Source organism: Cellvibrio sp. PSBB023, assembly GCF_002007605.1.
In the GTDB taxonomy this organism is placed as follows: Bacteria; Pseudomonadota; Gammaproteobacteria; order Pseudomonadales; family Cellvibrionaceae; genus Cellvibrio.
Window position 1 is genome coordinate 404964 of the sequence record NZ_CP019799.1, and the last position, 23790, is coordinate 428753.

General features: G+C 49.2%; 17 protein-coding genes and 1 tRNA gene. 15 read left to right on the plus strand and 3 right to left on the minus strand.

Features of this window, described 5'->3' with window-relative positions; all coding sequences use genetic code 11:
* Nucleotides 1–245: 245 nt before the first annotated feature.
* Nucleotides 246–1658, minus strand: a complete 1413-nt coding sequence (gene ppnN / locus B0D95_RS01845) for a nucleotide 5'-monophosphate nucleosidase PpnN (RefSeq protein ID WP_078042315.1) — start codon at nucleotides 1656–1658, stop codon at nucleotides 246–248.
* 191 nt (nucleotides 1659–1849) lie between these two features.
* On the opposite strand from ppnN, the gene B0D95_RS01850 reads away from it, so the two are divergent.
* The gene (locus B0D95_RS01850; RefSeq protein ID WP_078042316.1) at nucleotides 1850–2515 is read left to right on the plus strand and encodes an alpha/beta hydrolase; all 666 of its coding nucleotides are present in this window, start codon (nucleotides 1850–1852) and stop codon (nucleotides 2513–2515) included.
* Here the strand turns inward: B0D95_RS01850 and B0D95_RS01855 are convergent, their stop codons facing one another.
* Entirely contained in the window at nucleotides 2516–3601 is a 1086-nt protein-coding gene (locus B0D95_RS01855) for a beta-N-acetylglucosaminidase domain-containing protein (protein WP_078042317.1), read from the minus strand.
* 624 nt (nucleotides 3602–4225) lie between these two features.
* Between B0D95_RS01855 and pgi the strand changes: the two genes are divergently transcribed.
* The 13 genes from pgi (at nucleotide 4226) to B0D95_RS01920 (ending at nucleotide 19371) form a co-directional block, all read left to right on the plus strand.
* Nucleotides 4226–5890, plus strand: coding sequence for a glucose-6-phosphate isomerase (gene pgi, locus B0D95_RS01860; RefSeq protein ID WP_078042318.1), 1665 nt, complete (start codon nucleotides 4226–4228; stop codon nucleotides 5888–5890).
* 107 nt (nucleotides 5891–5997) lie between these two features.
* Nucleotides 5998–7824, plus strand: coding sequence for a phosphogluconate dehydratase (edd, locus tag B0D95_RS01865; protein ID WP_078042319.1), 1827 nt, complete (start codon nucleotides 5998–6000; stop codon nucleotides 7822–7824).
* A 90-nt stretch (nucleotides 7825–7914) separates the two neighbouring features.
* The gene (gene zwf / locus B0D95_RS01870) at nucleotides 7915–9402 is read left to right on the plus strand and encodes a glucose-6-phosphate dehydrogenase (protein WP_078042320.1); all 1488 of its coding nucleotides are present in this window, start codon (nucleotides 7915–7917) and stop codon (nucleotides 9400–9402) included.
* The gene (pgl, locus tag B0D95_RS01875; protein ID WP_078042321.1) at nucleotides 9396–10106 is read left to right on the plus strand and encodes a 6-phosphogluconolactonase; all 711 of its coding nucleotides are present in this window, start codon (nucleotides 9396–9398) and stop codon (nucleotides 10104–10106) included. The genes zwf and pgl overlap by 7 nt, the downstream gene beginning before the upstream one ends.
* 78 nt (nucleotides 10107–10184) lie before the next feature.
* Nucleotides 10185–10817, plus strand: a complete 633-nt coding sequence (locus B0D95_RS01880; protein WP_078042322.1) for a bifunctional 4-hydroxy-2-oxoglutarate aldolase/2-dehydro-3-deoxy-phosphogluconate aldolase — start codon at nucleotides 10185–10187, stop codon at nucleotides 10815–10817.
* An 85-nt stretch (nucleotides 10818–10902) separates the two neighbouring features.
* Entirely contained in the window at nucleotides 10903–11910 is a 1008-nt protein-coding gene (gap, locus tag B0D95_RS01885; protein ID WP_078042323.1) for a type I glyceraldehyde-3-phosphate dehydrogenase, read from the plus strand.
* A gap of 11 nt (nucleotides 11911–11921) precedes the next feature.
* Nucleotides 11922–13367: a pyruvate kinase gene (gene pyk, locus B0D95_RS01890; protein WP_078042324.1), complete on the plus strand. Its 1446-nt coding sequence runs from the start codon at nucleotides 11922–11924 to the stop codon at nucleotides 13365–13367.
* A 71-nt stretch (nucleotides 13368–13438) separates the two neighbouring features.
* Entirely contained in the window at nucleotides 13439–14251 is an 813-nt protein-coding gene (locus tag B0D95_RS01895) for a M23 family metallopeptidase (RefSeq protein ID WP_078042325.1), read from the plus strand.
* Nucleotides 14252–14359: 108 nt separating this feature from the next.
* The gene (locus tag B0D95_RS01900) at nucleotides 14360–14554 is read left to right on the plus strand and encodes a Trm112 family protein (RefSeq protein WP_078042326.1); all 195 of its coding nucleotides are present in this window, start codon (nucleotides 14360–14362) and stop codon (nucleotides 14552–14554) included.
* Between the two features lie 44 nt (nucleotides 14555–14598).
* On the plus strand, nucleotides 14599–17226 hold the full coding sequence (alaS, locus tag B0D95_RS01905) for an alanine--tRNA ligase (RefSeq protein ID WP_078042327.1): 2628 nt from the start codon (nucleotides 14599–14601) through the stop codon (nucleotides 17224–17226).
* Nucleotides 17227–17379: 153 nt separating this feature from the next.
* The gene (locus B0D95_RS01910; protein ID WP_078042328.1) at nucleotides 17380–18627 is read left to right on the plus strand and encodes an aspartate kinase; all 1248 of its coding nucleotides are present in this window, start codon (nucleotides 17380–17382) and stop codon (nucleotides 18625–18627) included.
* Nucleotides 18628–18847: 220 nt separating this feature from the next.
* A complete protein-coding gene (gene csrA, locus B0D95_RS01915; RefSeq protein WP_007642906.1) occupies nucleotides 18848–19039 on the plus strand; it encodes a carbon storage regulator CsrA in 192 nt (63 codons plus the stop codon).
* A gap of 241 nt (nucleotides 19040–19280) precedes the next feature.
* Nucleotides 19281–19371: transfer RNA gene (locus B0D95_RS01920), tRNA-Ser, on the plus strand.
* A gap of 177 nt (nucleotides 19372–19548) precedes the next feature.
* On the opposite strand, the gene B0D95_RS01930 is transcribed toward B0D95_RS01920, so the two are convergent.
* A complete protein-coding gene (locus B0D95_RS01930) occupies nucleotides 19549–22404 on the minus strand; it encodes a valine--tRNA ligase (protein ID WP_078042330.1) in 2856 nt (951 codons plus the stop codon).
* A 187-nt stretch (nucleotides 22405–22591) separates the two neighbouring features.
* Between B0D95_RS01930 and B0D95_RS01935 the strand changes: the two genes are divergently transcribed.
* Nucleotides 22592–23602, plus strand: coding sequence for a stealth family protein (locus B0D95_RS01935; RefSeq protein WP_078042331.1), 1011 nt, complete (start codon nucleotides 22592–22594; stop codon nucleotides 23600–23602).
* Nucleotides 23603–23790: the final 188 nt, after the last annotated feature.

The following is a 23790-nucleotide window of genomic DNA, read 5'->3' on the forward strand; positions in this document are numbered from 1 at the left end:
CTCGATATTCCTTTCGATTCCCTGACCGCCTTTCCTCCTGCGCTTGAGCAATCCTTTGATGTCTCCTGACATCGCCTCCTTAACAGGTGGGCGCATCCGTTGACCTTTCCTGGCCAGATCACATCATTGTCTACTTCCTTGATATGATCATTATGCGTTGGCGAAGGCAGTCAGAATAGTCGCTAAACGCCGTATCTTTTGTAGGATATTGACTACAACCTATAACCGAAATCCCTATTGGTCTGCTATTTAATAACTTTATAGCAAGGAATGTAGGCTCTTCCCGGTAACTTCATCCGGTTATCGCGGGCAAACGACTCCAGGAGTTCATCCACAGGGTGCATGATTTCCGGATCGCCATGAAGCTCAAAGTGACCATACTTTTCAATCGCACAAATACCTTCTTCCTTCACGTTACCAGCCACTATGCCGGAAAACGCACGGCGCAGGTTGGCCGCCAATTGGTTCACCGGCTGTTGTTTGTGCAGTTCCAGGTTGCGCATATTCTCGTGCGTGGGAATAAACGGTTGTTGCAAGTCGGGGCTGATTTTGAGTTGCCAGTTAAAATAGTAAGCATCATCACTTTGCTTGCGGAATTCGCGCACTTTCTTGATGCCTTCTTTCATTTCCCGCGCGACAGCTTCCGGGTCATTGACGATTATCTTGTAATGGGATTGCGCTTCCGCACCCAGGGTATCCCCAATAAAACGATCAATATGGGCAAAATAATCGGCTGAGCTTTCCGGGCCAGTGAATACCAATGGGAAAGGAATATTTTTGTTGTCCGGATGCAGGAGGATGCCGAGAATATACAAAATTTCCTCTGTAGTACCTGCGCCGCCGGGGAATACAATAATGCCGTGACCAAGGCGCACAAACGCCTCCAGGCGCTTTTCGATATCCGGCATGATAGTGAGCTGGTTAACAATCGGATTGGGCGCTTCCGCCGCGATGATTCCCGGCTCGGTAATGCCAATATAACGACCATTGGAAATGCGTTGTTTGGCATGGCCGATGGTGGCGCCTTTCATAGGGCCTTTCATGGCGCCGGGGCCGCAGCCGGTACAAATATCCAAACTGCGCAAGCCTAATTGGTAGCCTATTTCTTTAGTGTAATCATATTCAACACGATTGATAGAATGGCCGCCCCAACACACAACCAAATTAGGGTCCAGACCCGGCTTCAATAAATTTGCATTGCGCAACATGTGAAACACTGCGTCAGTAAGCCCCTCTGAACTCTCCAGATTAAATTTGGAGTTGCCATTAATTTCATCGTTGGTGTAAATAACATCACGCAATACAGTGAATAAATGTTCGCTAATACCGCGAATCATTTTGTCGTCAACAAATGCGTTGGCTGGCGCATTTTTTACGGCGAGTTTTATGCCGCGCTCCTGTTGCACAATACTGATTTCAAAGTCTTTGTAGCGCTCCAATAATTCTTTGCCATCATCGAGGTCGTTGCCTGTATTAAGCACGGCGAGTGAACAGTTGCGAAACAACTTATAGAGGCCACTTTGACTGGAATCTAACAGCTTTGCGACTTCCATTTTGGAGAGCACATTCAGTTGATCAATAGGGGAAATCAGTGCATCAACCGTTTTATAGACGCCAGGTTCTATCAAAATCGGATGATTCGGATTAAGGTTGCTCATAGTATTCCTTAGCATCGATGATGCAGTTATTCGTATTCAGTGAGTCTTGTTGAGTGATGTTAGCCGTGTTTCAAGTGTAGTGCTAATTGACAAAGATTGTATTAGTCGCGGCTGTATGCCCAATGAATAATGGATATTATTTTATGTGGTGCATATTTTTTGATCTATTTTTTACAGTGAATGAGTGATCTATGAATTATTTGCCCTGTGTAGAAATTGAAACAGGTGTGCAGCCAGTTTCGGCAAGTGTGATCTGGTTACATGGTTTGGGTGCGGATGGGCATGATTTTGCGCCGCTGGTGCCGGAATTGAATTTACCGGATGCTCTCGCGATTCGTTTTATTTTTCCCCATGCGCCTGCACGTTCCGTCACCGTCAATGGTGGTTATGTTATGCCAGCCTGGTATGACATTCTGGAAATGAATCTGGAGCGAAAAATTGATGAGCAGCAATTATTAGTGAGTGCTGCTGCCATACACGCATTGATTGAACGTGAAGTGGCGCGCGGTATTCGTACGGAACGCATTGTGCTGGCAGGTTTTTCACAGGGTGGGGCGGTGGTATATCAGGCCGGTTTGAGCTTTGCCAAACCCTTGGCTGGGTTGTTGATTATGTCCAGCTATTGCGCAACACAAGCAAGCTTGCAAATAGCAGACGCCAATCACGCCACCCCGATTGTTATTCAGCATGGCAGTGAGGACGGTGTAGTGCCTGAAGTTCTGGGGCAGCGGGCTTATCGTTTTCTCAGCGATCGTGGCTGTCCGGTTACTTATGAATCCTATGTGATGGAGCACAGTCTCTGCGCTCCGCAAATTTTATCTATTTCGCGCTGGTTACAAACATGGCTTGCGCCATAACTATTCTGTTAGGCATGCTGGATCAAAGAGGTAAACACCATCCAGCCAATCAATAATTTCCTGAGCGAAGGGGTTGCTGTGAAATTGTGAGTAACTGTGTCGTAAGGCCAGTTGTTCAGTGTCGCTCAGGTTTTTTAATCCCCGGTCTTGAAATGCCGCTAAATCGCGTGCCAATTGTTGTGCTAGCGCGCTGCCGCATAAATCGTTGCTGATCAGTGTAAAGGCTGATTCGGGTGAGTAGTTCTGCGCTTGTTGATAGGCGAGCGGCAAGCTTGCCAAAGGAATTTGTGACAGCCAGGGTTGGTTCATGGGGTTAACAGCGTGGCCCGCGACATGGCCTTCGAGTTGAGCGTGGGATTGTGTGAATGCACGCAGCTGCAATAAATTGGATTTTACCGCACCGTCGTTCACCGGATAGTTATCCCATAAAAAGGGTTTGCGGCCAATCAGCTCATCAACCAAGAGTAAGTGTTCGCGGGTGTAATCCGGTGAGCATACTTTTTCACCGGTCCAAAATATATCAATCTGCGAATCGAGTTTTTGGGCAAAGGTTTGCCAATAGTTGTCAGGCATCTTGCCAAACACTTTTTCCAATACAGGATCAAAGCTGTAATAAGTGGGGCAAAAAATAATGCGTGACGCTGTGCTAAGTGCTGCCGCCTCATGGGCGATATCTATTTGAATGTCTGCCAGTCCGGGTATATCACCGCGCATATCATCAAACAAAATACAAAGAATATCGGGTTGCAGATTGTTGAGTTGCTGAATCCGTGTTTTTAAGTGCTGCCGTTGGTCGCGTGAGTTGTCCCGATAGATTTCATGGGGGCTAAGTCCTATGCCGAATTGAATACCGGCATCTTTGTAGCTGCCGCGTAGTTCGATCAATTTCTGCTGTGTTGCTGTGGGCCAATCCTGTTGCCATTGCATGCGCAGGTGCTTGTCACTTTTTGGTGCATAGATATAAAAATCATAACCATGTCGTGCGAGAAAGGTGGCGTAGTTTGTGCGATCTTCCCATTGCCATTCGCGACCAAAGAAGCCTTCAATAATGCCCAGTGGCGTTGTGTGTTTTTTATTCGCTTGCATGGGGTATCGGCCTGTTTTTTTGCGGGTGAATAGTTTTTTGCGATAATTTTTTACACATCTTTTTTCGTGGTTGTAACGGATGCGATGCTTACCATTTTTTTACATTCTTGGCTGCGCTGAAAGGACCACAATTTGCAGAGTGCCGCTAGCGAGAGTGCTGCTATGCGAACCACGCGTTTCGCTGCATGGCGCCAGTGGCGTTAATTGACACTCTATGCCCATCTGCCTATCATAGCGACCTTTTTGCGCCGAGCAATTTTACTTGTTTTCGACGGTATTTCACGCAGGTTCAGCGCTATTCTGTGTGGTGCTATCGGCGGATATTTCTTGCGTCTTCTGGCTTTCATATTTGAATTGCTTTTTAACGCCGATCTCTAGGATGACCTGCAAGTTGTTAGGTGAATAGTAGGAAACTTATCTTTTTACGGCAGCGTTAATACTGTGCGCAGCGCGTGCAGCCGGATGGCAAAATCGGTAACGGCAATAATGCGGAAGGTTCCGCCGCCCCAGAGGCAAAACGGGTTTTCCCCTTTGCATCCAACTACTAGAATCGGAACCAGATTAAAAATCAACCGCCTGTATTTTTAGGTGCATCACCTATACAACATAGTTTGTGGAGTAGAAATGACCAAGCCTGACGTGCGTCCTACCGACTTACCTTCCTGGAAAGTGCTTGAAGCCCATGCGGCGCAAATGAAAAGTCGCCACCTGAAAGAATTATTTGCCGCTGACGACCAGCGTTTTGACAAGTTCTCCCTGCAGCTTTCTCCCTTCTTGTTCGATTACTCCAAAAACCTGATTACTGACGAGACCAAAGCCGCCTTGTTAGCCTTGGCACAGGAGTCTGGCGTTGAGAGCTGGCGTACTAAAATGTTCGCCGCTGAACATATCAATGCCACCGAAGATCGCGCCGTTATGCATGTTGCCCTGCGCGATAAATCAGCCAATCCAATGCTCATTGATGGTGCCGATGCTCGCCCGGCAGTAAATGCCGAGTTGGAGCGCATGCGCAAGTTGAGCGAAAAGCTGCGTTCCGGTGTATGGGTGGGTTATACCGGTAAAACCATCACGGATATCGTCAGTATTGGTATTGGTGGCTCCAACCTTGGCCCGCTGATGGTGTGTGAGGCGCTCAAGGCTTACAGCGACAAGCGCTTCAATATGCATTTTGTATCCAATATCGATGGCGTACAGATCGCCGAGGTGTTGGAAGGTTTGAATCCTGAAACAACCTTATTTGTTATTTCCTCCAAAACCTTTACCACCCAGGAAACCATGACCAATGCGCGCACGGCGGAGCAGTGGTTTATGGCGGCGGCGGGCGATAAGGCAGCCATCGCCAAGCATTTTGTGGCGGTGTCAACGAACCGCAAGCTGGTGACCGCATTTGGGATTGCTGAAGAAAATATTTTCGATATGTGGGATTGGGTGGGTGGGCGCTTCTCGCTCTGGTCTGCCATTGGTTTGCCCATAGTCTTGTCCCTTGGTTTTGAGTTGTTCGATGAGCTGCTGCAAGGCGCTTATGAGATGGACCAACACTTCCAAACCGCGCCACTGGCGGAAAATGCACCAGTAATGCTGGCGTTGGTCGGAATCTGGAATCGCAATTTCCTCGGCTATCCAGCCCATGCCCTGTTGCCTTATGACCAATGCTTGCATCGTTTCCCTGCCTATATGCAGCAGGCAGAAATGGAGAGCAATGGCAAGTCAGTCAATTGGGCGGGCGAGCAAATTACCTATGGCAGCGTACCGCTGGTATGGGGCGAGGTGGGTATTAATGGTCAGCATGCCTTCTATCAAATGTTGCATCAGGGGACAGATATTATTCCCGCTGACTTTATCGGTTCCATTGCCCCAACCGTGGCGGTTGAAGGGCATCACGATGCATTGATGGCCAACTTCTTTGCCCAGACCCAGGCGCTGATGTTAGGGATTGATGCGGATCAGGTGCGTCGTGAACTGAGTGCAAAAGGCGTGAGTGCCGAGCGTATTGAAGAGATTGTTGAGCATAAGGTTCATCGCGGTAATCGTCCTAGCAATACCCTGTTATTGAATAAGGTAGATGCACGTTCGCTGGGTGCCTTGATCGCGCTTTATGAGCATAAAATCTTTGTTCAAGGTATTATCTGGCGTATTCATTCCTTTGATCAGTGGGGAGTTGAGTTGGGCAAAGTGCTGGCCGCTGGTATCCAGCCTGAGTTGGATACCAACAAGGCAACCAATGCAGCCCATGATGCGTCTACTCGTAACCTGATCGACTATTACAAGCGCGCCAAGTCAGCCAACTAGACTGAATGCGATAAAAAATACAGACGCGCCGGGCAATGTACCCGGCGCATCCATCTGCAAACCATCCCGTTTGCAATAGGTGCAGCCCCAAGAGCAATGGTATCCACATGACTGAAGTGTTAAGCCTAGATCCAAGATTGGCCGAAATTACCGAGCGTATCATCGCCAGAAGCCGTGATACGCGCGCTGCCTATGTAGCGCGAGTAAACAAATTCCGCAATAAAGGGCCTGCGCGGCACCATTTGGGGTGTGCAAACCTGGCGCATGGTTTTGCTGCCTGTAACAGTGAAGACAAGCAGGCATTGGCGGAAGGCCAGTCGGCTAATCTCGGCGTGGTGAATGCCTACAATGAAATGCTCTCGGCGCACGTGCCTTACGGCGAGTACCTTGAGCCGATTAAAGCGGCTGCAAAAGAGATGGGCATGACGGCGCAAATGGCTGGCGGTGTTCCGGCGATGTGTGACGGTGTGACCCAGGGCTTTCCCGGTATGGAAATGTCGCTATTCAGCCGCGATGTGATCGCGATGAGTACGGCTATTGCCCTGTCGCACGATATGTTCGATGGCGCTATTTGCCTGGGGGTGTGCGATAAAATTGTTCCCGGCTTAATGATAGGTGCACTGTCGTTTGGTCAGTTGCCGATCATTTTTATTCCTGCCGGCCCTATGACGCCGGGCTTGTCCAATGCGGAAAAAGCCAAGGCACGCCAACTGTTTGCTGAAGGTAAAGTGGGTCGTAAAGAGTTGTTGGCCGCAGAAAGTGCCTCCTATCACAGCGCGGGCACCTGTACCTTTTACGGCACTGCTAATACCAACCAGATGTTGATGGAAATCATGGGCATGCATTTGCCCGGTAGCACCTTCATCAACCCCTACACCCCGCTGCGCGATGCATTGACTCGTGCTTCTGTGCACCAACTGGCAAAAATCACGCGTGATACCCCGGTGACTCTGGCAGAAATTGTCACTGAAAAATCGATTGTGAACGGTATTGTCGGACTGATGGCGACGGGTGGCTCAACCAACCATGCCATGCATATAGTTGCTATCGCCCGCGCCGCTGGTGTACAAATTAACTGGCAGGACTTGTCTGATATTTCGGATATAATCCCTCTGTTGTGTCGTATTTATCCTAATGGTCTGGCGGATGTAAACCGCTTCCAGGCTGTAGGTGGCATGGGTTACCTGATTCGCGAGCTGCGCAATGCCGGGCTTTTGCATGATGATGTAAAAACCATTATGGGCGAGGGCGGTTTGGCGGCATACACCAAAGAGCCATTCCTGGAGAATGGTGAGCTGGTATGGCGTGATGCTGTGACCGAGAGTCTGGATGACTCGGTGCTGCGTCCGGTCAGTAAACCCTTTGCCCCTGAAGGTGGTATGAGATTGTTGAAAGGCAACATTGGTCGCTCAGTGATTAAGATCTCTGCGGTTAAGCCGGATCACCGTAAGGTTGTGGCGCCAGCTATTGTGTTCCACAGCCAGGACGAGTTGCAGGCTGCCTTCAAGCGCGGCGATTTGGAAAAAGATTTTATTGCCGTTGTGCGCTTCCAGGGGCCAAAAGCCTGTGGTATGCCCGAGCTGCACAAGCTGACGCCGCCGCTGGGCGTGTTGCAGGATCGTGGGTTCAAGGTGGCCTTGCTGACAGATGGTCGTATGTCAGGTGCCTCTGGTAAGATTCCCGCTGCGATCCATATGACGCCAGAAGCGTTGGATAATGGTCCTATAGGCCTTATTCGCGATGGCGATATGATTGAATTGGACGCTGAAGCTGGCACTTTACAGTTGCTGGTCAGCGAGGAAGAGCTGAGTTCCCGTCAGCCCGCCGAATGTGATTTGTCAGCAGTTCACTATGGTATGGGGCGCGAGTTGTTTGCGCCTCTGCGTGCCACAGTGGGCCTTGCTGAAGAAGGAGCTACTGTATTTAACTGGTAAGTTAAATCCCCGACCCCGAACCTGCCGTTCGGGGTCTTCGTTTTTAGAAAGTAAATCCACTGTCAAGGTTCACAAACAGGATTACCCCTCATGCTCGATGCGTTTGATTTTGTTATTTTTGGAGGCGCTGGCGATCTGGCTCTGCGCAAGTTGATCCCCGGGTTATACCGTGCGCACCGCGAAGGCTCTCTGCCTGCCAATGCGCGTATTATCCCAACTTGCCGCAATACCCAAATGGTCGCTGAGTACAAAGACAAAGTGCGCGCCGCCGCGGAAAAACACTTGAATGCGGACGAGTTTGTCGCAGCCGATTGGGACGAATTTGCCCAGCGTCTTTTTCCTGTGTTCGTTGACATTGGTACAAAAGACGAGCACTGGGATGCCCTGGCGACACTGCTTAACAGCAGTGGCAATAGCCAGCGCGTGTTCTATCTCTCTACGCCGCCGTCAGTATTCAGCATTTGCTGTAAGCATTTGCATGAGACCGGCCTGATTACTACCAATGCCCGTGTAGTAGTTGAAAAACCGCTGGGTTATGACGCGAAGACCGCAGAAGAGATCAACAGCCAAATTGCTGAGTACTTCAATGAAGAAGCGATCTTCCGTATCGATCACTACCTCGGTAAAGAGACGGTACAAAACCTGTTGGCACTGCGTTTTGCCAACGGCATGTTCGAGCATCTGTGGGATGCCAAATCGATTGATCATGTGCAGATCAGCATTTCAGAAACCGTTGGCCTTGAAGGTCGTGCCGGTTTTTATGATGGCGCTGGTGCACTGCGCGATATGGTGCAAAACCATATTTTGCAATTGCTCTGTCTGGTGGCGATGGAGTCACCCAACAAAATGACTGCAGAGCGCATCCGCGCTGAAAAACTCAAAGTGCTGGAAAGCCTGCGCCCCTTAACGGGCAATACCGTTAAGTACAATACCGTGCGCGGTCAATATGTTGCCGGAGAAATGGACGGCAAGATGGTCCCCGGTTATCTTGATGAATTGGGGCAGCCCAGCAACACCGAAACATTTGTTGCTATTCGTGCCTACATCGACAATTCGCGTTGGGCTAACGTGCCGTTTTATCTGCGCACCGGCAAACGCATGAAACAGCGTTTTGCGGAAATCGTGATTCAATATAAAGATGTTGCACACCGCGTGTACCCTGAATCGGCGGGTGCGGCAACGCCGAACCGTTTGATTATTCGTCTCCAACCGGAAGAGAGCATCAAAATTATCATGGTCTCCAAAGATCTGGAGAAGCATGAAACCCATTTGCGCCCTGTTGTGCTCAACCTGAATTTCGCGGACACCTACAAAGATTTCTACTCTGATGCCTACAAGCGTTTGATGTTGGATGCGGCCGCTGGCGATGCCAGTTTGTTTATCCATCGCGCCGAGGTGGATGCAGCATGGTCCTGGATTGATCCTATTATCGAAGCTTGGCAGCGTCCGGAAAATAAACCCCATGGTTATATGGCGGGCAGTTGGGGTCCGCAGGCTTCATCACAGCTGATGGCCAGTGATCGTCGCCGTTGGTTCTCGATTGATGAAGTGCTATCAGGGGCGGATCAGGAATGGTAAGCGAGCGTTTATTTGAAAGTCGCGCAGAGATGATCTCTGCGTTGCAAGCTGAATGTGAAACCGCACTGCGCGATGCCGTTGAAGATCGCGGTGAAGCTACCTTTATGGTATCCGGCGGTAGCACTCCCGAGCCGCTTTACAAGGCATTAAGTGATGCAGATCTGCCGTGGGAATCCATTTACGTAGCGCTGGTTGATGAGCGCTGGGTAGAGTTTGATCACGACAAAAGCAATGAAGCCTTTACTGTCAAACATCTCATCCAGAATAAAGCCGCTGCAGCTAATTTGGTTGGCATGAAAAACTCGGCTGAAACCGCAGCTGAAGGTGTAGATGACTGTGAAAATGCCTATCAACAGCTAGCTCAGCCCTTTGATATCACCATTTTGGGGATGGGGTCTGATGGGCATACAGCGTCATTGTTTCCTCATGCGCAGGGGTTAGACGAAGCATTGAACCCTGAGTCGGAGCAATTGTGTGCCGCGATTATCGCCAAGCAAAGTGAGGTTACCGGCGCTATTACTGAGCGTATGACCCTGACCCTTGCAGGCTTGCTGCGCTCCAAATCGTTGATTTTATTGATTACCGGTGATGAAAAATTGGCTGTATTACGCGCAGCGCAAGCCGGGACGGATATTAAAGAAATGCCTATTCGCGCCGTATTGCAGCAGCAAACCGTGCCGGTTGTTGTCTATTGGGCACCGTGATTGTCGTGGCGTCTTGAAGGGGCCGTTAATTGGCTCCATTAATTGTTGAACTTATTTGAATTTGCGAGGGACATACCAGTGGCTTTAACTATTGATCAAATTGTAAGAATAGCGCCAGTCGTACCCGTTATGGTTGTTGAGCGTATCGAAGATGCTGTGCCATTGGCGACAGCCCTCTACAACGGTGGTTTGAAAGTATTGGAAATTACCCTGCGTACACCCTGCGCCCTGGATGCAATTACCGCCATGGTCGAGGCTTTGCCGGATGATGCGGTAATCGGAGCAGGGACTATTATCACTCCTGCCGATTTGGAAAAAGCGGTAAAAGCCGGCTCTACCTTTTTGGTTAGCCCAGGCACAACCCCGGCATTAATTGAGGCGGCAAAGGCCAGTCCAGTACCTTTGTTGGCGGGCGTTGCTACACCAACAGAAGCGATGAACCTCTATGTGCAGGGTTTCACCCATCAAAAATTCTTCCCTGCGGAAGCGGCGGGTGGTGTACCTATGCTCAAGTCCATTGCCGGACCTTTGCCACAAATTACTTTCTGCCCAACCGGCGGTATTGATTTGGCAAAAGCACCGAGTTATCTGGCTCTGCCTAACGTTCATTGTGTGGGCGGCACCTGGATGGCGCCAAAAGAATTGATGAAAGCGGGTCGTTGGGACGAGATTGAGCGTCTGGCCCGTGAAGCAGCCAGCTTGCCCCGCTAGTTGGCAACGATAAGAATCAAGAACTCACCCTTTTTGTTTTAGTGCCCGCTTCGGCCGGGCAATGCGATTAACTTAGGAGAATGTAATGACTATCAGAGTGGCAATTAACGGTTACGGTCGTATCGGACGCAATGTGCTGCGTGCCTTGTATGAATCAGGAAAGCGCGATCAAATTCAAATCGTTGGTATTAACGATTTGGGCGATGCTCACTTGAATGCTCACCTCACCAAATACGATTCAGTTCATGGTCAATTTAACGGTACCGTGAAGTTTGAAGGCGACACCATGTTTGTGAATGGTGATGCTATCCGCATTACTTCTGAGCGTGATCCAGCCAAATTGCCTTGGGGCGAGCTGAATGTTGATGTGGTGTACGAATGTACCGGTATTTTCACCAGCAAAGAAAAAGCTGGCTTGCATTTGGCTGCTGGCGCCAAGAAAGTCATTATTTCTGCTCCTGGTACTGATGTGGATGCAACCGTAGTATTCGGTGTAAACGACAAGGTCCTGAAAGCAACAGATACCATTATCTCTAACGCGTCTTGCACCACTAACTGCCTGGCTCCGGTTGCTAAAGTATTGAACGATAACTTCACTATCGTTCAAGGTTCTATGACCACCATTCACTCTTACACCAACGACCAAGTACTGTCTGATGTATTCCACAAAGACATCTACCGTGCGCGTTCTGCTACCCAGTCAATGATTCCAACGACTACCGGTGCAGCAAAAGCGGTAGGTTTGGTATTGCCTGAGTTGAAGGGCAAGATGGACGGTATCTCTGTACGTGTTCCTACCATCAATGTGTCATTGGTTGACCTGAACGTGTTGGTAGAGAAAGACGTAAGTGTTGAAGCAATCAACGCGGCGATGAAAAAAGCGGCTGAGACTGAAATGCCTGGCGTATTGGCATTTGTGGATGAACCATTGGTTTCTATCGACTTCAACCACAACCCGCACTCATCAAATTACGATTCATTGCAAACCAAAGTGTACGGCAAGTGGGTCAAGGTATTGGCTTGGTACGATAACGAGTGGGGTTTCTCAAACCGCATGTTGGATAACACCATCGCACTGATGAACGCCAAATAAGAGAATTTGTTATGTTAAGACGTACCAAGATCGTCAGTACGCTGGGCCCGGCTTCCGAGTCACCCGAAGTACTTGAAAAACTTATTCTTGCCGGCGTGAACGTTGTGCGTTTGAATTTCTCCCACGGATCACCGGAAGATCACAAGCGTCGTGCCGAAACCGTCCGTGCATTGGCTGCCAAGCACAACCGTTTTGTTGCTGTTTTAGGGGATTTGCAAGGTCCAAAAATCCGTGTTGCGCGCTTTGCTGAAGGCAAAATCCACCTGAAAGTAGGTGATAAGTTTGTGCTGGATGCAACCCTTGAGCGCGATGCGGGCAATCAGGATCAAGTTGGTATCGACTACAAAGAGCTGCCAAATGATTGTAAGCCCGGTGATGTACTGTTGTTGGATGATGGTCGCGTTGTTCTGCAAGTCGATAAGATTGAAGGTCCGCGTATCTACACTACCACCAAAGTGGCCGGACCTCTGTCGAACAACAAGGGTATTAACCGTCAAGGTGGGGGCTTAACCGCACCTGCACTGACAGAAAAAGATATTGCTGACATCAAAACTGCTGCAGAAATTGATGTGGATTATTTGGCGGTATCCTTCCCTCGCTCCGCTGAAGACATGAACTACGCACGCAAGCTGATGTTGGAAGCTGGTGGTCGCGCTGGTTTGGTATCCAAAGTTGAGCGTGCTGAAGCGGTTGCCGACGACGAAACGCTGGATGACATTATCCGCGCGAGCGATGCGGTAATGGTTGCTCGTGGCGACTTGGGTGTAGAAATTGGCGATGCAGCACTGATCGGTGTACAGAAGCGCATCATCGCCCGTTCTCGCGCTTTGAACAAAGTGGTGATCACGGCGACCCAGATGATGGAGTCCATGATTAACAGTCCATTGCCAACACGCGCTGAAGTCTTCGACGTTGCTAACGCCGTGCTGGATGGTACCGATGCGGTTATGTTATCTGCTGAAACAGCTGCCGGTAGCTTTCCGGTAGAAACGGTAGAGGCAATGGTGCGCATTATCCTGGGTGCGGAAAAGCATCCAACGGCCAGTTTTGACAACTACCGTATGGATCAAGCGTTCAGCACGGTTGATGAATCTATTGCGCTGGCATCTATGTTTACGGCGAACCACCTGGATGGCGTGAAGGCGATTCTGTCATTCACTGAATCCGGTAGTACACCGCGTCTTATGTCTCGCGTGGGTTCACAATTGCCTATTTTCGCGTTTTCCCGCCATGTGGGAACCCAGCGTAAAATGGCCTTGTATCGCGGCGTTCAACCTATTGCCTTTGATACCGACAGCACTCCTTGTGCAGACGATTTTGCGCGCGCAATAGAGCTGCTGAAAACTCAAGGTGTTCTGACGAAAGGTGATCTGGTGATTGTTTCCAGCGGTGATACCAACTTGTTGGGCGGCACCAATACCATGAAGATCCTGCGTGTTGAAGACAAAGCTGTCTAAGTACGTATGATCAAAAAAACGGCAGCTTGGCTGCCGTTTTTTTTGTCTGTTATTTGTTGTGGGTGATGGTTATGAAGCGCTTATGTCTCTTGTTGTTATGTCTGTCATTCTCGAGTTTTCCCGCGTTCGGGCTTGAGCTGCGCGGTAATTGGCAGCAGGGCGGTGTGATTATTGGCAAGGTTCCGGCAGCTAGCCAAATTGAATATCGCGGTAAAAAATTACATTTGTCCAGCGAGGGGGAGTTTGTGTTTGGTCTTGGACGCGATGCAGCCGGCCATGCAAGCCTGATAGTCATTGATAGCAATGGGCAGCGCACTGAGCATAAATTTGCGGTGAAGCAGCGCGACTACAATATCCAGCGGGTGACTGGTGTGCCCCAGCAGACTGTAGAGCCTGATCCCAAGCAAGTTGAGCGTGCTCGCCGTGAAGCGCAAATGGCTGCTGATGCGCGTAAGGGAGATTTGCCTTTGCGCTTTTTTGCCCAATCTTTTGTGTGGCCACTCACCGGCCCGATTACGGGAGTGTACGGTAGCCAGCGTGTTTACAACGGTGTCCCTAATTCGCCGCATTATGGGGTAGATATTGCCCGCCCGGTAGGAACTTTGGTCACGGCTCCAGCGGGAGGTGTGGTGACACTGGTGCACCCGGATATGTTCTTCTCCGGTGGCACATTAATCATTGATCATGGTCATGGTCTGTCTTCCACCTTTATTCACCTGAGTGAGATTTTGGTGAAGCAAGGCGATGAAATAGCCCAGGGGCAAGCGATTGCCAAGGTGGGTAAAACCGGCCGTGCCACTGGCCCGCATCTGGATTGGCGGATGAACTGGTTTGAGGAGCGTGTCGACCCGCAATTATTGGTTGGCGCTATGCCTGCGCACTAGCTGCATTTAAATCCCTAATTGCCGCAATAGCCCATGGGCTCTAGAGACAGGGCTGTAAAAGGCAGTGTAAGATACCGCCCCCTGCTGTCCTAATCGCGACCTAAGATCATGATAGATAAAAAGTTACTCAGTATTTTGGTGTGTCCTGTCAGTAAAGGCGAACTCGAGTATAAGCCTGAGCAACAGGAGTTGATTTGTTGGCAGAGTGGGTTGGCATACCCCATTCGCGATGGTATTCCCGTCATGCTGGAGCATGAAGCGCGCAAGCTGGGCGCGGAAGAAATTGAGCAACATCAGGCCTGATAGCAGGTGCTGATCGTAAAAATTGAACATTTAGTGGACCTATTATGAAGAGCGCTGAGATTCGCGACGCATTTTTAAAGTATTTTGAAAGCAAGGGGCACACGATTGTTGCCAGCAGTTCATTAGTGCCGGCCAATGACCCGACACTTTTGTTTACCAATGCGGGAATGAACCAATTTAAAGATGTGTTTTTGGGCGGTGACAAGCGCAATTACAACCGTGCCGTCAGTTCCCAGCGCTGTGTCCGTGCTGGTGGCAAGCACAATGACCTCGAGAATGTCGGCTATACCGCGCGCCACCACACCTTTTTTGAAATGCTTGGTAACTTCAGTTTTGGCGATTACTTCAAGCGCGATGCCATCAGTTTTGCCTGGGAGTTTCTCACCGCCAAAGACTGGCTAAATATTCCTGCTGAGAAACTCTGGGTAACCGTCTATGCCTCGGACGATGAGGCCTACGATATCTGGCAAAAAGAAATGGGCGTTCCCGCTGAGCGTATTGTGCGTATTGGCGACAATAAAGGCGCCCCCTACGCATCAGACAACTTCTGGGCGATGGGCGATACCGGCCCTTGTGGCCCTTGTACCGAAATTTTCTACGATCACGGTGCAGATATATGGGGTGGGCCACCGGGTTCTCCCGAAGAGGATGGCGACCGTTACATCGAGATCTGGAATAACGTATTCATGCAATTTAACCGTACCGCCGACGGTGTTTTGCATCCCTTGCCAGCACCTTCGGTGGATACCGGGATGGGGCTTGAGCGTATTTCTGCGGTGATGCAGCATGTTCACTCCAACTACGAAATAGATCTGTTCCAGCATCTGTTGAATGCAGCGGCAGAAGCTACAGGCAATCACGACATGGAAAATAAATCCCTGCGCGTGATTGCTGACCACATTCGCTCTTGCTCTTTCCTTATTAGTGACGGTGTTATCCCATCGAATGAAGGGCGCGGTTATGTGCTGCGTCGCATTATTCGTCGCGCCATTCGTCACGGAAATCAGCTGGGCCAAAAACAACCCTTCTTCCATAAGCTGGTAAAAGCCTTGGCAGAAGTGATGGGCGATGCTTACCCTGAATTGCACAAAAACCAGGCACAAATAGAGCGTGTATTGTTGCAAGAAGAAGAGCAATTTGAAAAAACCCTGGACAAGGGTATTGCTGTGCTTGAAGAAGCGCTTGCCAAACTCAGTGGCAAGGAGATCCCGGGCAAAGTAGTGTTCACGCTCTATGATACCTACGGCTTCCCTGTTGACCTGACCGCCGACATTGCCCGTGAGCGTGGATTGACTATCGATCAGGATGGTTATGAGGCCGCCATGGCAGAGCAGCGCGCCCGCGCCCGCGCTGCGGGTAGTTTTAAAGTCGATTACAGTGCAGCAGGCCTTGAATTGCCCGCAACAGAATTTCTCGGCTATAGCAGTCTGGCAGAGCAGGGCAAGATACTTGCGTTGCTGAAAGACGGGAAAAAAGTGGAGCGTTTGGTGGAAGGTGATGATGGCGTTGTCCTGTTGGATCGCACGCCATTCTACGCAGAGTCAGGCGGACAAGCGGGTGATTGCGGTTATCTGGAGCTGGGTGGTAATCGTCTGGAAGTGCGTGATTGTCAGAAACAAGGTGCGGCACATTTGCATCTGGTGCATGTGTTGCAAGGCGCTGTCGCTGTGGGCGACATCCTATCCGCAAAAGTGGATGCCAATGTGCGTCAGGCAACGGCATTAAACCACTCGGCAACCCATCTAATGCATGCTGCCTTACGTAAAGTATTGGGTGAGCATGTCACGCAAAAGGGCTCTTTAGTGGATTCCGAGCGTTTGCGTTTTGATTTCTCTCACTTTGAGGGGGTGACGGCGGATCAGTTAAAAGCCATTGAAACCCTGGTCAATGATCAAATTCGTGCCAACTCAGCTGTTGCGACCGAGCTCTGCGATATGGATGCCGCCAAAGCCAAGGGTGCCATGGCGTTATTTGGCGAAAAGTATGGCGACACTGTGCGTGTCCTGACCATGGGCGAGGGCTTCTCTGTCGAGTTGTGTGGTGGTACGCACGTCAATCGTACCGGTGATATAGGCCTGTTCCGGATAACAACCGAGTCAGGTGTGGCAGCTGGCATTCGTCGTATAGAAGCAGTGACTGGCACCAAGGCATTAGCTTTGTTTGATCAGGTTGAGTCATTGGTAGAAGCGGCGGGCCGCAGCTTGAAGGCAAATCGCGATTCGCTTATTGAAAAGCTTGAGGCACTGGTTGCCCACAATCGCAAATTGGAAAAAGACCTAGCCAGCCTGAAGACCAAATTGGCGACGGCTGGTAGTGGTGATGTGCTATCAAATGCAGTCGAGGTTGCGGGTATAAAAGTACTTGCACTTAACTTGGATGGAGCAGATGCCAAATCCCTGCGTGAGACAGCGGATCAATTCAAAAATAAGCTGGGTTCAGCGGTTGTGCTCTTGGCCGCTGTTGAAGATGGCAAAGTATCGCTGATTGCAGGCGTGACCCAGGATATTACCGCCAAAGTAAAAGCGGGTGACCTGATGGGTTATGTAGCGGGGCAGTTGGGTGGTAAGGGCGGTGGTCGCCCGGATATGGCACAGGGTGGTGGAACTAATGTTGCTGCACTGGATGCTGCTTTGGCCTCAGTTGTGCCATGGGTTAGCAGCCGTCTTGCTTAATACTTGTACGACAATGGATAAGAAGCGTTATAAAACCGTTTTTATCGTCCGTTTGGGTTAACTTTTATCGCAATCTGGTGTTTAATTGGCGCCTTTTTCGTGATTTGGTTAGTAAATATTAGCAATCGTCAATTGATAGAAGGATAGGCTGTAATGAGCTTATTGGTTCAGAAATACGGTGGCACCTCAGTCGGTTCCATTGAGCGTATAGAGCAGGTCGCCGACAAAGTGGCTGGTTTCCGTGCGCAGGGTCATGACATGGTGGTAGTGCTTTCTGCGATGAGTGGAGAGACTAATCGATTAATCGGTTTGGCCCAGCAAGTGCAGGAGACCCCGGACCTACGTGAGTTGGATGTATTGGTCTCAACGGGTGAGCAAGTGACTATTGCACTGCTGTGCATGGCGCTGAAAAAACGCGGTGTTGATGCCCGTTCCTATACCGGGTCACAAGTAAGAATTCTTACTGATAATGCCCATACCAAAGCGCGTATCCAGTCAATTGACGAAAAAAATATGCGTGCAGATCTTCAAGCTGGGCGTGTTGTTGTCGTTGCTGGCTTTCAGGGGGTTGATGAACAAGGCAATATCACCACCTTGGGGCGCGGCGGCTCTGATACAACCGGTGTGGCACTGGCTGCGGCGCTCAAAGCTGATGAATGCCAAATCTATACCGATGTGGATGGCGTATATACAACCGACCCTCGCGTATGCGAGCGTGCACGTCGCCTAGAGAAAATTACCTTTGAAGAAATGCTGGAAATGGCAAGTCAGGGCTCTAAAGTACTGCAAATTCGCTCTGTGGAATTTGCTGGAAAGTACAAGGTGCCACTGCGTGTGCTGCACAGTTTTAAAGAAGGCCCTGGAACCCTGATTACCCTCGACGAGGAAGATTCAACTATGGAACAACCTATTGTTTCCGGTATTGCATTTAACCGTGATGAAGCCAAAGTAACTGTTGCCGGTGTGCCAGATACCCCCGGCGTGGCGGCTAAAATCCTTGCACCTATTGGTGCTGCTAACATCGAAGTAGATGTTATTGTGCAAAACGTATCTGCTGATGGCACTACTGACTTGACCTTCACTGTGCATAAGAACGACATGAGCAAGGCGGTGTCTGTATTGGAAGGCGTAGCCAAAGAAATCGGTGCGCGCGAAGTTCGCAGCGACGATAAAGTCGCTAAAGTATCTATTGTTGGTGTTGGTATGCGTTCTCATGCTGGCGTTGCGTCAAGCATGTTTACGGCCCTTGCAGAAGATCGTATTAATATTCAAATGATCACAACTTCTGAAATTAAAATTTCAGTGATCATTGATGAGCGTTACTTGGAGTTGGCTGTGCGTAGTTTGCACACCGCTTTTGGTTTGGATGCCGAGCCGTCAGAAGGCCGTGTAAGGGGCTAAGTCTTCAATAGCGACGGTTTAGTTAAGGTGTGTGAGCTGCATTGCTGTCTGTGTTACTGCAGATAGAAAAATGTTGGGGTTTTCTTCCCTTTCGTGAAAAGTAGACGATACTTAGATCCAGGCATTCGGTTGTCAGGACGCGACAGGGGGTGTTCGGGGGTCGATGGTGGCAAGGGGTGTCTAAGTCGTACTCTTACAGGATGAGTGAAGGAGATTAAAGATGTTAATTTTGACTCGCCGTATTGGCGAAACCTTAATGGTAGGTGACGAAGTTACCGTTACTGTTTTAGGTGTAAAAGGCAACCAGGTTCGTATTGGTGTCAACGCTCCTAAAGATATTGCGGTCCATCGCGAAGAAATCTATCAGCGTATTCAGCGTGAAAAGCAAAATCAGGAAGAGCAAGACGACTAAGATCTTCTTATTCGGTTTGTTGTTCGGCGCTTTTCAATTACGCGGCGGCATGAGAAATCATCCGCCGCGTAGCTGTTTATGATGATTGGTTTTTTATTGAACGAAGTGTTTTCTCTGTAACTGTGTCGACAAAAAAACATTATTTTGTAGCGTAATTCTTCATTCAAGACTTTGATTTTTAGAGAATTATGGTATTATGCCGCACCTGCTGAGACGGAGCCTGCTTCGCTTCAGCAGACGTGGAGAAGTGGCCGAGTGGCCGAAGGCACTCCCCTGCTAAGGGAGCATACCTCAAAAGGGTATCGGGGGTTCGACTCCCCCCTTCTCCGCCATTGAATTCCAAAAAGCCCAATCGAAAGATTGGGCTTTTTTTCTGTTGCTTAAAAGTTTATCCCGTAGGTTGGTGCTGAGCGCAGCGATGCCCAACGCGATCTTCGACAGCACAAAAATCCCAATAAAAAAGCCGATGTTTTGCATCGGCTTTTTTATTAATCACTGATGATTAAAGATTACAGCGCGCTGATTTTTTGAATCTGCTCGCGTAATTTTTCTACTGCGATTTTGTTTTCTGCAACGCGGTTGCGCTCGTTTGCAACTACTTCTGCCGGTGCCTTTTCCACAAACGCCGCATTGCTCAATTTTGCTTCTGTACGCTCTATATCCTGGACCAATTTATTGCTCTCTTTGGTCAGGCGGGCGATTTCAGCATCTTTATCAATGAGGCCTGCCATAGGCACCAGTATTTCCATTTGACCTACCAGCGCGGTAGCAGACATTGGTTCCGAGTCTCCTGGGTTAAGCCAGGTGACACTTTCCAGCGAAGCTAACTTTTTCAGGAACTGCTGATTGTTATGCAGGCGCTGTTGGTCTTCGCTGGTGCCATTTTTAATCAGCACTGGTAAATCTTTGGCGGGTGATATGTTCATTTCACCGCGAATATTGCGCACGCCTAAAATCACGGATTGTAACCATTCAACATCATTCAATGCCTGTTGGTCGATTTTACTATCGTCCGCTTGCGGGTAGGGGGCGTGCATAATGAAGTCGCCTGTAACACCTGCGAGAGGTTTTATTTTTTGCCAAATTTCTTCAGTGATAAATGGCATCAAGGGATGTGCTAAACGCAGAATGGTTTCCAGTACGCGAATCAGGGTGCGACGAGTCCCTTTCTTTTGCGCTGCTGTTGCATCGGCATTCCAGAGAACGGGTTTGGATAATTCCAAATACCAATCGCAGTATTCGTTCCACACGAATTCATAAATGGCTTGCGATGCCAAATCCAGGCGATAGGTATCCAGGTATTCTGCTGCAGATTTTTCCGCCTGCTGTAATTTGCTAACAATCCAGCGGTCAGCAACGGAGAGTTCAAAATCAGTGGCGCCATCCTGGCCGCAATCCTGCTCATCGCAATGCATCAATACATAGCGGGTAGCATTCCAGATTTTGTTACAGAAGTTGCGATATCCTTCTACTCGGCCCATATCAAACTTGATATCGCGACCGGTTGAGGCTAGCGAGCAGAATGTGAAGCGCAGTGCATCTGTTCCGTAGGCTTGAATGCCTTCAGGAAATTCTTTGCGAGTTTGCTTTTCAATTTTTGCTGCATCTTTTGGATTCATTAGCCCGGTGGTGCGTTTTTGCACCAGGGTTTCCAAATCAATACCATCAATAATGTCCAGTGGGTCGAGCACATTGCCTTTGGATTTCGACATTTTTTGGCCTTGGCCATCGCGCACCAAGCCGTGTACATAAACTGTTTTAAACGGGATCTGTGGTGTGCCGTCTTCATGTTTCACCAAGTGCATGGTGAGCATAATCATACGTGCAACCCAGAAGAAAATAATATCGAAGCCGGTGACTAACAAATCAGTCGGATGGAATTTTTTCAAAAATTCCGTTTGCTCAGGCCAACCGAGTGTTGAGAAAGTCCACAGGCCGGAGCTAAACCATGTGTCTAATACGTCCTCGTCCTGATTTAAGCTAATATCGGCGGCGAGATTGTATTTGCTGCGCACTTCAGCTTCATTGCGGCCGACATAGACCTTGCCGCTTGCGTCATACCAGGCGGGGATGCGGTGCCCCCACCACAGTTGACGACTGATACACCAATCCTGAATGTCGCGCATCCAGGAGAAGTACATATTTTCATATTGTTTGGGCACAAATTGAATGCGCCCATCTTCTACAGCGGCAATCGCTGGCTCGGCTAAAGGCTTGGTGCTTACATACCATTGATCAGTGAGCCATGGCTCAATAACAACGCCCGAGCGATCACCGCGAGGTACTTTCAAACCATGATCGTCAATTTTTTCCAGCAACTCCGCTGCTTCAAATGCGGCAACAATTTGCTTGCGCGCTTCGTAGCGGTCAAGGTTGGCAAATTGTGCGGGTAGGGTTGCCTCTAATTCTGTATTGACGCTGCCATCCAGATTAAAAATTTGTGCAACCGCCAATACTGCAGCGTTTTTATCGAGCACATTAATCAGTGGCAAATTGTGACGCTTGCCGACTTCGTAGTCATTGAAATCATGCGCCGGGGTAATTTTTACACAGCCGGTACCAAAGTCACGATCAACATAATCATCGGCAATGATTGGAATCAAGCGATTAACCAGTGGCAGTAATACAAATTTACCAATTAGCGATTTGTAACGTTCATCTTCCGGATGCACTGCGACAGCACTGTCGCCCAGCATGGTTTCGGGGCGTGTAGTGGCCACAACCAGATAGTTCTGGCCGTCTGCTGTTGTTGCGCCATCTGCAAGCGGGTAGCGCAGGTTCCAGAGTGAGCCTTTTTCATCGTGGTTTTCTACTTCCAGATCGGAAATGGCGGTGTGCAATTTAGGATCCCAGTTGACCAGGCGCTTACCGCGATAGATCAGTCCATCATCAAACAGACGAACAAATGCTTCTTGCACCGCCTTGGATAAGCCATCGTCCATAGTGAAACGCTCGCGGCTCCAGTCTACTGATGATCCCAAGCGGCGGATTTGGCGGGTGATAGTGCCGCCGGATTGTTCTTTCCACTCCCAGACTTTTTCGAGGAACTGTTCGCGGCCCAGATCATGGCGGCTTACACCTTGTGCAGCCAGTTGACGTTCGACCACCATTTGCGTAGCAATCCCGGCATGGTCGGTGCCAACTTGCCATAAGGTGTCGTCACCTTTCATGCGGCGATAGCGGATTAATGCATCCATGACCGCATTATTAAAACCATGGCCCATGTGCAGGCTGCCCGTGACGTTTGGTGGCGGGATCATAATGCAGTAAGGATTGCCTTCGCCGGCTGGTTTAAAGCAGCCTTTTTCTTCCCAGGTTTGATACCACTGGCGTTCAATAGCATGGGGTTCGTAGGTTTTTTCCATAGCGATGATTGGCTCTCTCGGTCTGTCGCTGACGTATAGCATGCCAGCTGAATGGCTAAAAAATTGCTTGTGATTATAGCCGTTTAGGCTATTAAGTCCCACAAAATCGCGGTTTATTTGGCGGAAATGAAAGGTTGGTGCGGTGTAATATGGTGGAGAGAATTCCAAGTGTTGTATGGAGAAAATTATGGCAGGTCTAATGGATTGTGAGCCAATTGATGCCGTCATTTTATGGGTTGATGGTGCAGATCCTGAGCATGCAGCAAAGCTAAATCGCTACCTTCAATCAATAGGTGGTGTGCGACCTGCCGCTGCCGATAAAACGCGCTTTCACAATGCGGGTGAAATCGATTATTGCGTTACTTCCTTGCTGAAATTTGCACCATGGTTGCGCACTATTTACATAGTCACTGACAATCAGCGCCCATTGTTAATGGATAAAATTGAAGGAAGTGTATTTGCTCAAAAAGTTCAGGTTGTCGATCACTCCGTCATCTTTTCCGGTTACGAGGACTGTTTGCCTAGTTTCAATAGTATGGCAATCAGTAGTCTCTTGTGGCGAATTCCCGGTTTGGCAGAGCAGTTCCTATATCTCAATGATGACTTTGTTCTCATTAGGCCTGTTGCTCCCGATGATTTCTTCAGTGATGGTAAGGTTGTTTTGCGCGGACGATGGAAGTTGCTGGACTCAGTTATTCCGGGGAATCGTTTAGTTAAAACGATACGCAAGCTGTTCAGTGCAAGGCAGAAAAAGAGTCGTGTTAGCTTTTGGGGCTTGCAGCAACAGTGCGCTGAGTTGTTGGGATATAGATGGTGTTATTTTCGGCTCCCCCATGTCCCTCACGCATGGAGGCGGTCCAGCTGGGAGCAGATATTTGCACAATTCCCTGAAGCAATGTTGAAAAATATTAATTCCCGGTTGCGCAGTGGGGATCAGTATGTTCCAGAGGGGGTGTCGGCACATTATCATGTGATACATGAGCTTGCTGTGACTCAATCGGTCTGCACTAATTTACAACTAAAGCCATCTATTCAGTCCCTGTGGCGGATCAAAACCAAATTACACAGTACCGAGTGCAATGAGCGCGTCGTTTTTGCTTGTGTGCAGAATATTGAAACAGCGAGCCTGAAAAAGCAACAGCTTATTTTTGCGTGGCTGGATCAGCGAGTGGGTCGGCTGGAAGATTTGCTGACATAAGTCATATATTGGCTTTAGCTCTGTGCGTATCTCGATTGCACGGGTTTTTCTTGCATGGCGCGCGCTAAAGTCTGCTTCAAATTTTGGTGTTCATTACTATTGTCAGTGTTTATTTGCGCCTCTTTTTTCATAAAATACAATGCTTCATTTTATTGTAACCTCATTCATGTAATTACAGTGTTAACAAT

Coding starts and splice junctions, on each gene's coding strand:
- B0D95_RS01910 (WP_078042328.1), top strand. CDS start 17,380: ATGAGCTTATTGGTTCAGAAATACGGTGGCACCTCAGTCGGTTCCATT.
- B0D95_RS01900 (WP_078042326.1), top strand. CDS start 14,360: ATGATAGATAAAAAGTTACTCAGTATTTTGGTGTGTCCTGTCAGTAAA.
- pyk (WP_078042324.1), top strand. CDS start 11,922: ATGTTAAGACGTACCAAGATCGTCAGTACGCTGGGCCCGGCTTCCGAG.
- pgi (WP_078042318.1), top strand. CDS start 4,226: ATGACCAAGCCTGACGTGCGTCCTACCGACTTACCTTCCTGGAAAGTG.
- gap (WP_078042323.1), top strand. CDS start 10,903: ATGACTATCAGAGTGGCAATTAACGGTTACGGTCGTATCGGACGCAAT.
- ppnN (WP_078042315.1), bottom strand. CDS start 1,658: ATGAGCAACCTTAATCCGAATCATCCGATTTTGATAGAACCTGGCGTC.
- zwf (WP_078042320.1), top strand. CDS start 7,915: ATGCTCGATGCGTTTGATTTTGTTATTTTTGGAGGCGCTGGCGATCTG.
- B0D95_RS01935 (WP_078042331.1), top strand. CDS start 22,592: ATGGCAGGTCTAATGGATTGTGAGCCAATTGATGCCGTCATTTTATGG.
- B0D95_RS01855 (WP_078042317.1), bottom strand. CDS start 3,601: ATGCAAGCGAATAAAAAACACACAACGCCACTGGGCATTATTGAAGGC.
- edd (WP_078042319.1), top strand. CDS start 5,998: ATGACTGAAGTGTTAAGCCTAGATCCAAGATTGGCCGAAATTACCGAG.
- B0D95_RS01850 (WP_078042316.1), top strand. CDS start 1,850: ATGAATTATTTGCCCTGTGTAGAAATTGAAACAGGTGTGCAGCCAGTT.
- B0D95_RS01895 (WP_078042325.1), top strand. CDS start 13,439: ATGAAGCGCTTATGTCTCTTGTTGTTATGTCTGTCATTCTCGAGTTTT.
- B0D95_RS01930 (WP_078042330.1), bottom strand. CDS start 22,404: ATGGAAAAAACCTACGAACCCCATGCTATTGAACGCCAGTGGTATCAA.
- pgl (WP_078042321.1), top strand. CDS start 9,396: ATGGTAAGCGAGCGTTTATTTGAAAGTCGCGCAGAGATGATCTCTGCG.
- alaS (WP_078042327.1), top strand. CDS start 14,599: ATGAAGAGCGCTGAGATTCGCGACGCATTTTTAAAGTATTTTGAAAGC.
- csrA (WP_007642906.1), top strand. CDS start 18,848: ATGTTAATTTTGACTCGCCGTATTGGCGAAACCTTAATGGTAGGTGAC.